Raw genomic sequence first — 12008 nt, 5'->3', positions numbered from 1 at the left:
GATAAGCATGGGTATATTAGATGGACTATTAGGAAATGCATCAGAAGCAGATATAAGAGGAACTGAAAAAGATTTACAAAACATTTTAATTGCCAACGAGCGAGTGGAACAAGCGTATAAAGTCATTCGCGATTTGATGGTGTTTACGACGAAACGTTTAATTATCGTTGATAAGCAAGGAGTGACGGGAAAGAAAACAGATTATCATTCCATTCCTTATAAGACGATTACCCATTTTAGTGTAGAAACGGCTGGAACGTTCGATTTAGATGCAGAATTAAATATTTGGGTATCAGGTTCTAGCGCGCCGATTTCAAAAGAATTTCGTAAAGATAAAAGCATTTACGACGTGCAAAAAGTATTAGCATCTTATGTATTGAATTAAAAAGTTGAGCCATGAAAAAATGGCTCGACTTTTTTTGTGTGTAAAACAAGAAAGCATAGCAGTCTTGCATACAGTCGTTTGAAAATACTCAGGCTGTTGTCCATTCCTATTGCCATTTTACTCATTACTGAAATGCATGAAAACGATTTACATAATGAATTATACAGAATAAAAAAACCGTGATATGCTTTTTTTAGAGAAAAAAGGAAGTGACCAACTGTGAGCTATACCGTAATTGGAACATCAGCTTTTCGCAAAACAAATGTTGCGCTTTTTGCAGCAGGCTTCAACACATTTTCAATTTTATATTGTACACAGGCCATTTTACCTGAATTTTCTAGAGAATTTGGGATATCTCCGGCTTTTGCGAGTTTATCTCTTTCGTTAACGACCATCACGCTTGCTGTTAGTATGCTTTTTTTAGGTTCTTTATCGGAAGTGTGGGGACGAAAGAAACTGATGGGCCTATCGTTAATTTTTGCGTCATTGCTATGCATCATGACAGCATTTAGCTCTACCTTTGAAACGCTGTTAGTTTTTCGCGTTATTCAAGGAATCGTGTTAGCAGGGTTGCCTTCTGTGGCCATGGCTTACTTAGGAGAAGAAATTGAACCCGGAAGTTTAGGAAAAGCGATGGGGATTTATATAAGCGGAAACGCCTTTGGAGGCGTAGCGGGAAGACTTATGACAGGAGTGCTCACGGAGTATTTTAACTGGTCTGTAGCTCTTGATGTTGTAAGCGCAATCAGCTTATTGGCCACATTTGTTTTTTTTATGAACTTGCCTGATTCACAGAACTTTACTTCTCGGTCATTTGAACTTCGTCAGCTTACTAGCTCTCTTCGCAGTCATCTTCAAGATAAAGGGATGCTTTGTCTTTTTGCTATTGGTTTTGCACTGCTTGGAAGTAATGTAGCTTTATACAATTATATTGGATACGCTTTATCTGCTCCTCCGTATTCTTGGAATCATACTCTTGTAAGTTTTATTTTTATCATTTTCTTTGTAGGAGTATTCAGCTCAGTCTGGATGGGGACGCTGGCGGATCGATACGGTCGGAAAAAGGTGCTGTTATGTACGATTGCTGTTACGCTTATAGGTTCAATCGTTACGCTGCATCCCGTTTTATGGATAAAAATTACCGGGCTTTTGCTGCTGACGTTTGGCTTTTTCGGAAGTCACTCCATCGCCAGCAGCTGGGTAGGAAGAAGAGCAACGCATGACAAAGCGCAGGCTTCGTCTTTATATTTATTTTTTTACTATGCAGGATCGAGCATTGGAGGGACTGCGGCTGGCTTATGCTGGAGCGCGTACGGCTGGAAAGGTGTGATTGCTCTAATTGGTGTGTTTCTTACAACAGCCTTTTTCTTAGCTGTTCGTTTATCAAAAATGCCGGCTCAGCAGACGCACGTTCACTAAGAAAATGTAAAGACATATAGCTATTGATTTAAAAAAAGAGGCCGGTACAAAAGGATTTTAGCCCAAGTGAAAAACGAACCATTGATCAACATGTTTGATTAGTGGTTCGTTTTTTTTGTTATGGTGAACATAGTTTCATCTGTTTCGTTCCTTCTAGCAGCTGATTGGAGGGCAAGACGGAGACGCCCGCGGAAAGCGAAGTCTTGCACGGAAATCAACTGCGGTGTCGCAAGTAATTTATACTAGCTACTTTAGTCTTTAGATTGAAGTAATTTAGTTATGTCTTAATTTCATTCCCTAGTTTAAAAGCTGAATAAAAAGCTCCGCTACTTTTTTATGAGCGCTGTTAGCAGGATAGATATAAGAAAAGCGGCGCTTAAAAGGAGCGGTGTTAACATTGAGAATCGATAGGTGCTTTTGTTCTACATCTTCTTTAATAGCACAAAGCGAGAGTACAGACATTCCTAAATCGTGAACAATCGCTTCTTTAATTCCTTGATTGCTGCTGATCGTTAGCATGCTTTTCATTTTTAAACCGTTGGACATTAGAACGTGATCTAAATATTCTCTTGTTCCAGAGCCTTTTTCACGCGCTACCCACCGCTGGTTTTGTAAATCATCAATTTCTACTTTTTTAAGCTGAGCTAAAGGGTGATCCACTGACGCAACGATGGCAAGCTCATCGTCCATAAAGGACTGAATATGTAAATCGGACTCTTCCGTGTGACCTTCAATAAGCCCTACATCCACTTTGAAATGACGAACAAGCTGAGCAATTTCTTTTGTATTACCGATCGTCACTTCTACATCAATATCAGGATATTGTTCACGAAGCTTTGCTAAAAAGGAAGGAAGAATATATTCGCCAATTGTAAAGCTGGCGCCAATCGTTAGCATTCCTTTGACACGGTGATGGTGTTCGTAAATATCTCGTTTCGTATGCTCATATATTTGAATCATTTGTTTAGCACGATCGTATAAAATTTCGCCGCTGGGTGTGATTTTTAACATTTTAGGTGAACGCAGGAACAGGGAAGTTTGAAATTCTTTTTCGAGATTTTTGATGTGTACGCTTACGCTTGGCTGTGAAATCATTAATTTTTCTGCAGCTTTTGTAAAGCTTTGCTCTTCTACAACAGAAACAAACGTCTTTAACGCATCATAGTACATAGAGTATGGCTCCTTTTATATTAAAAAAATTAATTATAAACATTATAAAACATTATTATGGTAATAACTAGGGGCACTTGGTTAAGAAAAGTAAAACAAGGTGCTGACTTAAAGGAGTATGTTAGCTTGCAACGAAGGCAACCTGCGCAATTTGTTTACAGTTATTTTTATTTCATCTATAAAGCTATTAAACACTTTTTTGTCATCTATTTGTAACAAAAGTAAAAAAAGTACTTGTTTTTTCCAGAAAACATACTATAATATTAACTGTAATGCGATAAGTAATACAGTTAATACACCTAGTACACACATCATGATTTTGGGTAGATGAAGGGAGGCAGACTATGTTCGATTTAGATATTCGTAGTCGTAAGCCGATATACGAGCAATTAGTAGATAAATTGAAAGAGCTTATTATTCATGAAGTCTTTAAGGCCGATCAAAAGCTTCCATCTGTTCGGCTGTTAGCAAAAGAATTAACGATTAATCCAAATACAATTCAAAAAGCGTATCGTGAACTAGAACATCAAAACTATATTTATTCAGTTCCAGGAAAAGGAAGTTTTGTAACGCCTCAAGTTGATACACTAAATAACGAGAAGGTGAAAAAGATGAAAGAAGAATTAGTAAAGCTGTTGGCAGAAGCTATGTATTTAGGAATGGACAAAGATGAAATTCTATCACTTATTTCACAGGCTGAAAAAGCAGTAAAAGGAGGAAGCGATAGTGATTGAACTGAAGGCGATAAAAAAAGAGTTTGAAGAAATGGAAGCTCTAAGAGACGTCACGCTTTCTATAAAAAAAGGATCTATTTACGGACTGCTTGGCTCCAACGGGGCAGGGAAAACAACGCTATTAAAAATCATTGCAGGTATTTACAAGCAGGATCACGGAAAGATTGCCATAGACGGCGAGGAAGTATTCGAAAACGTTGGTTTAAAAGAACGTATTATTTTTATGCCAGATTCTCTTTATTTTTTCCCTCAAACAACGATTAAGCAATTAGCGTCTTTTTATAGAAGCGTCTATCCGACTTGGAACGAAGAACGGTTCCAAAAATTAAAAGAAGCTTTCCCAATTCAATTACATAAAAAGGTACATAGAATGTCCAAGGGAATGCAGCGTCAAGTAGGATTTTGGTTAGCGCTGTCTGCTATGCCTGATGTACTTATCTTAGATGAGCCGCTCGACGGTTTAGATGCGGTAATGCGTCAAAAAATCAAAAACCTTCTTGTTCAAGACGTGGCAGAACGGGAAATGACGATTTTAATTTCGTCACATAACCTGCGAGAAGTGGAAGATCTGTGTGATCATGTAGGCATCTTGCATCACGGTCAATTATTAATTGAAAAAGAGCTGGATGATTTAAAGTCTGATGTGCACAAAATTCAAGTTGCATTCGAAGGAGATGTGCCGCTAGCGCTTTATGACACGCTAGACATTTTATATCAAGAAAAACGAGGAAGCGTCTTGCTTTGTATTGTTCGAGGAAAAGAAAATCACTTAGTCAACAAAGTCCGATCGTATAAGCCTTTAATTTTTGACATCTTGCCACTTACGCTGGAAGAAATCTTTATTTATGAAATGGGGGATGTGGGTTATGCAATCGAAAACATCATCGTTTAACCGCGGCATGTGGATTCAATCCATGAGAAACGTGGGATGGATTGGGCTTGTATACTTGCTAGTACTGCTGTTCGCTTTACCTTTACAACTGATTTTTACTTTCACAGGAAAGGTAGAGCCTTATATAGAAAAACCAGATACGCTATTTAACGTATTGGATGGGCTGGAATTTGTGTTTATGTTTGTTGTACCAGTGTTACTTGGTATTTTTCTATTTAGATATATCCAAACGAAGATTGCGGCTGACTATATTCATAGTTTACCAATTAAGCGTTCTACGCTGTTTCATCAAAATATGCTTCTGGGCGCGTTGGTTTTAGTTGTTCCTATTTTAATTACGGGAGTCGTTACTTTTGCCGTTAAAGGAGTTTTAACCGTTGAGGATGTTTATACAACAGGAGATGTTCTAAGCTGGGTCGGTTACAGTATTTTAATTAACTTATTTGTGCTGACTGGAACTGTTTTAGCGGGAATGTTCACCGGAATGTCTGTCCTCCAAGGAATCTTTTTATATGTTCTATTTCTTCTACCCGGCGGAATCTCTTATTTAGCTATATCTAATGTAAAGTTTTACTGGTACGGTTATGCGTATGACTATTACGTGAACAAAAATGTTGACAGCCTTGTTCCGTTTTCACACGTAGCGCAAATGGTAGCTCATAAAAGCTTTTCTACTAGTGCATTTGTTTATATTGGACTCATTGTCTTATTTTACATCATTGCTTTAATCACCTACCAAAAAAGAAAAGTAGAAGCTGCTACGCAAACCATTTCAGTTAGCTGGTTAAAACCGGTATTCGTATACGGAGTAACCGCTTGTTCACTCATGTTAGGCGGATTTTACTTTATTAGCATGAAAGGTGAATTTTCATGGATGGTCGTAGGCTATATTATTGGTTCATTAATAGGTTATATCGTTGCTCAAATTATCTTAAATAAAACGTGGCGGATCTTTACGAAATGGAAAGGGTATCTAGGCTTTGTTATAGCCGCAGCTATCGTTGGCTTTATCATTCATTTAGATGTATTTGGCTACTCTACTAAAGTACCGGCAGCTTCAGAGATTGAAAGTGTATATTTCGATGAAGATATATATCCATTGACTGATAAACCTGAAAACTATGCAAATGGAATGAATGGCTATTATGAAGCTCCATATTACTATACAAGTAAAGAAACGATTCAGAGTGTTCGTCAGCTGCAAAAACAAATTACAGCATCTAAAGATAAGAAGCTGGATCCTGATAAACAAAGTGAAATAGAAAGCAGAAACGGTAAAATGGCTGTATTTGCTTATAAATTAAAAAATGGAAAACAAATGGTCCGAGAATACTTTATTCCATTTTCAGACTATAAAGCTTTTTATAAAGAAATTGCAGAAACAAAAGAATACAAAGAAAATTTCCATCCGCTTTTACGAACAAAAAACACGGATAAAATTAAAAGCGTGAGTTTTTCTGTTCAAGGAAAGTCAAATTCAATCAACATTACAAATCCAGATAAAGTACAAGAACTTATACACGTAGTCAAACAGTCGATGATGAACGAAACGTTTGATGAAATGTACAGCACAAAAGAAAGCTGGGCTTCAATTGAGTTTATGGATGGAAAAGGACAGTACGTACAAACTGCATCTTGGGATAAGTCTTATAGCGAAGTAGAAGCATGGCTGAAAAAAGAGGGTTTATATGAACGTGCTCGTCTCATGCCAAAGGACGTAGAAAAAACCGAAGTGTTTAAAAATTCTTCTCATCTTAAAAACGATTATCGTCTTCAAGAAGAGTTTACATCTCTAATGAAGGATGAGAAAGCAATTAAAGTAAAAAACAATCAGCAGGTAGAAACACTTCTTCAACATGCGAACTTACGAGACACGGGAGATTATCTTGTTGCTTTTTATTACAAAGACCAAGTAGATACTCCTCAGATTTATATGTTGAATGAAAATGAATTGCCAGCAGAACTAAAAGAAAAACTAAAATAACAAGGGAGAACTTATTATGTGCGGCGAGGAATTACAAGATTATTTAAATCAGGTGCTGGCTTATTTATTAAAAAATGGTGTGAATAGACAAGACGCCGAAGATATTACGCAAGAAGTAGCATTAAAATATTTAGAAAAACAAGAAATGGTCGATCCTGAAAAAATAAAAGCTTGGATGTTTCGCGTCGCATTAAATAAACGCTGTGACTTAGGAAGGCGTAAAATAGTGAAAGACCGCTATACGTCTTCTTACAAAGAAGAACCCGTTATGTATACGCCTATTCAGCAGGTCCTCAGAAATGAAGAAGCGGCTGAATGTCAGGCGATTTTAAATCAATTGAATCCTAAGTATCGCAATTTGCTTCTGTTAAAATATGGATTAGGATTTAAATATGAAGAAATTGCCGAGTTATTAAATATGCAGATGACTACGTTAAAATCAGCTCTTTACCGCGCGCGCAAATACTTTGTGAAGGGATATAATGAAGTCATTTAATATAAATGAAACAGCAGCAGTTTGTGAAAAAGAACTTTTTTACACAAACTACTGCTGTTTTTTTCGTATTTTTCTTCTTTGGACGGCATAGATAATCAAACTGATCGCACAAAAAGCTAAAGTGATCTCAATCACATCAGTATAAGAAGATGTCGTATTAAAAAAGGAACCGAAAATAAATAAAGCCAGCGTCCAAATGAAACCAAAAGAAAATGAGACTTTAATGTAATGACGATGATTCATTCCGCTTGCCCCGAGAAAAAAAGGCATCACATGTCGCATTCCTGGTAAAAAGTAGCTTGCGATGATGGCGTGAGATCCATATTCTTGAATTGTTCGCTCAACTTTCATGACATTCTTTTCCCATCGCGGGCGTTTTAATAGCGCAAGCGCCTGAGCTGAAAAAAGACTGGCTATCAAAAACTTGAGGTATAAGCTAAGCATCATGCCGCTGTAGGTAAGTATAAAAGCTGGAATATACTGAACGGATGGAGACGTAGCCTGGCTGCCTGCAAGCATAATATATACTGGGTCAGGAATAGGAGTAAGGTTGGCTCCGACTAAAATGATAAAAAAGAAATATCCGTAGCCTAATTGGTTAATGGCTCCGATAAGCTGATCAATCACGTTTTCTTCCTCCTTTCTTCATTAGAATACGAGAGAGTGACACACAGTGTTCGCTCAAAATAAAAATAAAGTATAGGTACGCACAACTTAGGAAAAAAGAGTTATAATAAATAAGAATGTACGTTCTTCTTTCGGGGATTAATTATACAGAAAGAGGTGATAGTATGAAAATGATGTACCCTAAAAACGGCAAAGTTATTCTTCATATTGATGCTAATGCTTTTTATGCATCTGTTGAAACCGCACATGATCATACGCTCAAAGATAAGCCTCTTGCTATTGCTGGCAATCCAAAAGAACGAAGAGGAATTGTTGTAACCTGTAACTATATTGCTCGTAAACGCGGAGTGTATGCGCCTATGCCTCTTTGGGAAGCGAAAAGAAAATGCCCCGAGCTGGTTGTTATAAAGCCTAATTTTCCATTATATCGCCAAGTGTCCAAAAACATGTTTGATTATTTAGTAACCATTTCACCTCTTTTAGAGCCCGCTTCAATTGATGAAGGCTATTTGGATATTACAAACTGTGCTGAATTAGGCTCTCCTCTTGACATAGCAAAGTCCATTCAGCAGCATTTAATACAGACGCTGCAAATTCCTGTGTCAATTGGAATCGCACCGAATAAATTTTTAGCCAAAACGGCAAGTGATATGCAAAAACCTTTAGGAATTACCGTTCTTCGAAAAAGAGATGTCCAAACAGTTCTTTGGCCAAAAGCCGTAGAGGAAATGCACGGAATCGGTAAGAAGACAGCTGAAAAGCTAAATGCGATTAAGGTGGTGACGATCGGTGATCTAGCAAATGCCGCTCCCGGTCTTCTTAAACAAACTCTCGGAGTAAAAGGAGAAGTTATGAGAGACCGAGCGTGGGGCCAAGATGATCGACAGGTGAACCCTGATCGCCAATCACAGTTTAAATCAATTGGAAACTCTACGACGCTATCTCAAAATGCAGTAGATGAACATGAAGTTCTGCCTATTTTAAATAAACTATCGCACTCAGTGAGTTCTCGTATGAAAGCGAAAAAAGTTGTAAGCAAAACGATTCAGTTAACGATACGATATAGTGATTTTAAAACCATTACTCGAAGCCAAACTATTTCTAAAGCAATTAGCGAGCCAAACGATCTTTTTCATTACAGTGCGGTATTATTTCAAAAGCATTGGAACGGAGAACCGATTCGTTTATTGGGCGTAGCTGCTCTTCAAGTGAGTCACCAGCTTCAAGAAGAAGAACAGTTGGATTTGTTTACATACGGAGAACAAGCAAAAAAAGAGCCTTTATACAAAGCGGTCGAAAGTTTGCGTGAAAAATATGGAGATAACATTATTCAAAGCGGTTTAAAAAAACAAAGAGGAAAAGAAGAGAGGTAACTCTCTTTTTTTGTATAAAATAATAGGTTTACACTCATTATAGAAGGGGAAGTACATTACTATCACGGTAATCAAAGTGATTACAAAATGAATTTGATTGCGACTTTTTTAATTGTCTGCAATGAAATTACATAAATTAATCTATGAGGTGATCTTATGTCAGACGCACTATTTACATCTAAAGCAACAGCGGTTGGAGGCCGAGATGGTCGAGTTAAATCAGATGATGGTATTATTGATTTAACCCTTGTAAATCCTTCTCCAAATAACAAAAAAGAAGGAACAAATCCCGAGCAGCTGTTTGCAGCAGGATATTCTGCTTGTTTTGACGGCGCTTTAAATTTAATCGCTAAAAAACAAAAAAAAGACATTGATTCGTCTATTACTGCAGAAGTAAGTCTACTAAAAGACCACACTGATGATGGCTTCAAAATTGGCGTGGTGTTAAACGCTCATATTAAAGGCGTTTCACAAGAAGTAGCTGAGAAGCTAGTAGAAGATGCACATCAATTCTGCCCGTATTCTAAAGCAACGCGCGGAAATGTTAACGTAACGTTAAATACAACGGTTGAGTAAATAAAAAAACGCTTGGATTTTTCTGAAATCCAGGCGTTTTTTTTTATGTGCAATTTTATATGGTCTATTTTTGATTGTACGTATGCAGTGATTGCAGTAACTCCTGCAGCGTTTCTTTCAGCTTTTCTAATTCTCCCTGTGACTTATTTGTCATGCTAAAAACTTCTTCTGGAATATGACAAGCTTTATCACGTAATTTTTTTCCTTTTTCGGTTAAACTAATAAAAACAACGCGTTCATCTTCATGAGAACGCTCACGAATCACTAATTCTTGATCCTGCATTCTTTTTAGCATAGGAGTAAGGGTGCCTGAATCCAAATACAGAAGTTCGCCCATTTTTTTCACGCTGAGTGTTTCATGTTCCCATAAAACAAGAAGAGCTAAATACTGCGGATAGGTTACTCCTAATTTATCGAGCAGCGGCTTGTACACCTTTGTAATTTCTCGAGACGTCGCGTAAATTGAGAAACAAAGCTGATTTTCTAGCTGCAGCTGCTTATAAAGTTGTTCCATTCATGTTGCCTCCAGTCTATTGCTTTTTATTTAATTATACACAATTAAATAGTGGTGTCCAATAACGCTGGATGAAAAAGTGATCAAGCTGTAAATAAAAAATGGGAATTTTACATATACTAAGAAAAAAAGGGAGCTGTGCACATGTATTTTGCAAAAAAAGCCGTAGAAGAAGAAGTAGATCAAATGATGGATACGACTGTATATGCGTGTCAATCTGAATCATGTAATGGGTGGATGAGAGAAGATTTTGTTACGGTTGATTATAACTGTCCGATGTGCGGAACAGGAATGTCGCAGGAAGTACGCGAGCTGCCGAAAATTAAGTACGACCACCAATTTTATAATAAATAAAAAAGAAGCAGCTGCTTCTTTTTTATTTTTCACTAAAATTTCATTAAGCTGAGCTAGACTAAGAACCAACATATGATGAAGGTGAGGAATATCAGAATGAATCAAGGGAACTTTTTGAAAGGTTTATTTTGGGGAACCTTATTTAGTATTCCTATTTGGATTTCATTGTTTGGCTGGTTCCGCATTTTATCACATCTTGCATAGTTTCGTTTTATAAATCGTCATACGCGCCCTTATCTTTCTATTTCCGCTATAATAAGGGTGATAGAAAAAATAAGGAGCTGTTCTCTATGATTCAATACAAAACGGAGCAAATGACGGTTTTTGAAAGCGCGCTATTTCAAACAACATCTGCAGTGATTGAAACAAAAGACTGTGTGATTGTTGTTGATCCAACATGGCTTCCTCACGAAATTAATGAAATTAAACAGCATGTTCAAGAGATCTTAAATCATCGCAAGCTGTATGTATTTTTTACTCACGGAGATTTTGATCATGTCATTGGGTATGGCGCTTTCTTAGAATTAAATGCCACCTTTATCGGCAGCAAATTTTTAAAAAATCATCCGGACAAAGAAGAAAAGGTTCAAATGATTAAGCAGTTTGATCATGACTATTATATAAAAAGATCTCATGATATTATATTCCCGGAGCTGGATATTGTGGTAACCGAAAATGAACAGCACATTACCTTAGGTGAAACATCTATTACCTGTTATTTTGCAAAAGGTCATACAAACGATGGACTATTTATGATTGTCGATAATTCAACATGGATCGCAGGGGATTATTTATCGGACTTTGAATATCCGTACATATATGAAAGTGTAAACGATTACCGCGACACGCTTGCTACTGCGCGACACATTTTAGCTAAGCACCAAAATCTAACGCTAGTTCCCGGACACGGAAAAACGACACATCACCGAGCTGAAATTCAAAGACGAGTGGAGATGGCCAGCTCTTATTTAGATGAACTGCAAGCTGCAGTGAAAGAAGACAGTAAAGAAGCGCTCGATAAGCTAAACGATAAATTGGCGTTTCCCTCTGACTTCACCGCACAATGTCATCAGAAAAACGTTGAAATTATGAAAAGAGAATTGCTGTTATAGAAATCGAGTGTACAGTCATCCCGTTGATATTAAAAGTAAGAAACCGCATCTTCTGTTGGAGATGCGGTTTCTTACTTTCCTTTATTTATCAATTTAATGAAACTTTTTCCTTTTATATCCGTTTATATAAATAAGAAGTTATTTTATTTGTAAAGGAGTATGACAATGGGGAAAAACGGTTGTGTAAAATGCGGACATACAGAAGCAAAAACAAAAGAAATTGCTACAACGGGAACGGGGCTGTCTAGATACTTAGACGTTCAGCATAATCAATTTACTGTGGTATATTGCACGAGCTGCAGGTATTCAGAGCTATATAATAAATCATCTTCAAGAGGCAGCAATATTATTGACTTATTTTTTGGAGGATGA

Annotated in this window: 14 protein-coding genes; 11 read left to right on the top strand and 3 right to left on the bottom strand. The window is 37.1% G+C overall.

Annotated features, from left to right (window positions below):
- Positions 1-7: 7 nt before the first annotated feature.
- Positions 8-385, top strand: a complete 378-nt coding sequence (locus ACRPLQ_RS11390) for a PH domain-containing protein (protein ID WP_028413413.1) — start codon at positions 8-10, stop codon at positions 383-385.
- Positions 386-604: 219 nt separating this feature from the next.
- Positions 605-1804, top strand: a complete 1200-nt coding sequence (locus ACRPLQ_RS11385) for an MFS transporter (protein ID WP_165636021.1) — start codon at positions 605-607, stop codon at positions 1802-1804.
- 297 nt (positions 1805-2101) lie between these two features.
- Here the strand turns inward: ACRPLQ_RS11385 and ACRPLQ_RS11380 are convergent, their stop codons facing one another.
- A complete protein-coding gene (locus tag ACRPLQ_RS11380) occupies positions 2102-2974 on the bottom strand; it encodes a selenium metabolism-associated LysR family transcriptional regulator (RefSeq protein ID WP_013083080.1) in 873 nt (290 codons plus the stop codon).
- Positions 2975-3318: 344 nt separating this feature from the next.
- Here ACRPLQ_RS11380 and ACRPLQ_RS11375 point away from each other — a divergent pair, with 344 nt between their 5' ends.
- The 4 genes from ACRPLQ_RS11375 to ACRPLQ_RS11360 are packed head-to-tail and all read left to right on the top strand — an operon-like array spanning position 3319 to position 7080.
- Positions 3319-3708, top strand: a complete 390-nt coding sequence (locus ACRPLQ_RS11375) for a GntR family transcriptional regulator (RefSeq protein WP_013083081.1) — start codon at positions 3319-3321, stop codon at positions 3706-3708.
- Entirely contained in the window at positions 3701-4600 is a 900-nt protein-coding gene (locus ACRPLQ_RS11370; RefSeq protein ID WP_028413411.1) for an ABC transporter ATP-binding protein, read from the top strand. Before ACRPLQ_RS11375 ends, ACRPLQ_RS11370 begins: the two co-directional genes overlap by 8 nt.
- Positions 4575-6584 carry a DUF6449 domain-containing protein gene (locus ACRPLQ_RS11365; protein ID WP_034266003.1) on the top strand — a complete coding sequence of 670 codons (2010 nt, stop codon included), beginning with the start codon at positions 4575-4577 and terminating at the stop codon, positions 6582-6584. Before ACRPLQ_RS11370 ends, ACRPLQ_RS11365 begins: the two co-directional genes overlap by 26 nt.
- A gap of 16 nt (positions 6585-6600) precedes the next feature.
- Positions 6601-7080, top strand: a complete 480-nt coding sequence (locus tag ACRPLQ_RS11360) for an RNA polymerase sigma factor (RefSeq protein WP_028413409.1) — start codon at positions 6601-6603, stop codon at positions 7078-7080.
- 48 nt (positions 7081-7128) lie between these two features.
- On the opposite strand, the gene ACRPLQ_RS11355 is transcribed toward ACRPLQ_RS11360, so the two are convergent.
- Entirely contained in the window at positions 7129-7707 is a 579-nt protein-coding gene (locus ACRPLQ_RS11355; protein WP_028413408.1) for a DedA family protein, read from the bottom strand.
- Between the two features lie 164 nt (positions 7708-7871).
- Between ACRPLQ_RS11355 and ACRPLQ_RS11350 the strand changes: the two genes are divergently transcribed.
- Positions 7872-9080, top strand: coding sequence for a DNA polymerase IV (locus ACRPLQ_RS11350; protein WP_047751006.1), 1209 nt, complete (start codon positions 7872-7874; stop codon positions 9078-9080).
- 156 nt (positions 9081-9236) lie between these two features.
- A complete protein-coding gene (locus ACRPLQ_RS11345; protein WP_016764045.1) occupies positions 9237-9656 on the top strand; it encodes an organic hydroperoxide resistance protein in 420 nt (139 codons plus the stop codon).
- 64 nt (positions 9657-9720) lie between these two features.
- Here ACRPLQ_RS11345 and ACRPLQ_RS11340 read toward each other — a convergent pair whose 3' ends face one another.
- Complete coding sequence (locus tag ACRPLQ_RS11340) at positions 9721-10170, bottom strand: MarR family winged helix-turn-helix transcriptional regulator (protein WP_014460175.1); 450 nt, start codon at positions 10168-10170, stop codon at positions 9721-9723.
- Positions 10171-10314: 144 nt separating this feature from the next.
- Between ACRPLQ_RS11340 and ACRPLQ_RS11335 the strand changes: the two genes are divergently transcribed.
- The 3 genes from ACRPLQ_RS11335 to ACRPLQ_RS11325 all read left to right on the top strand — a co-directional run bounded on the left by ACRPLQ_RS11335 (position 10315) and on the right by ACRPLQ_RS11325 (position 12008).
- The gene (locus ACRPLQ_RS11335; protein WP_014460174.1) at positions 10315-10524 is read left to right on the top strand and encodes a cold-inducible protein YdjO-related protein; all 210 of its coding nucleotides are present in this window, start codon (positions 10315-10317) and stop codon (positions 10522-10524) included.
- A gap of 290 nt (positions 10525-10814) precedes the next feature.
- Entirely contained in the window at positions 10815-11636 is an 822-nt protein-coding gene (locus ACRPLQ_RS11330) for an MBL fold metallo-hydrolase (RefSeq protein ID WP_432235977.1), read from the top strand.
- A gap of 165 nt (positions 11637-11801) precedes the next feature.
- Positions 11802-12008: a zinc ribbon domain-containing protein gene (locus ACRPLQ_RS11325; protein WP_432235976.1), complete on the top strand. Its 207-nt coding sequence runs from the start codon at positions 11802-11804 to the stop codon at positions 12006-12008.

The sequence above is a fragment of the Priestia sp. TRN 1309 genome, assembly GCF_050846875.1.
Classification (GTDB): Bacteria; Bacillota; Bacilli; order Bacillales; family Bacillaceae_H; genus Priestia; species Priestia zanthoxyli.
Note: the sequence above shows the minus strand (reverse complement) of the source record. Positions and strands in the feature narration are given on the sequence as shown.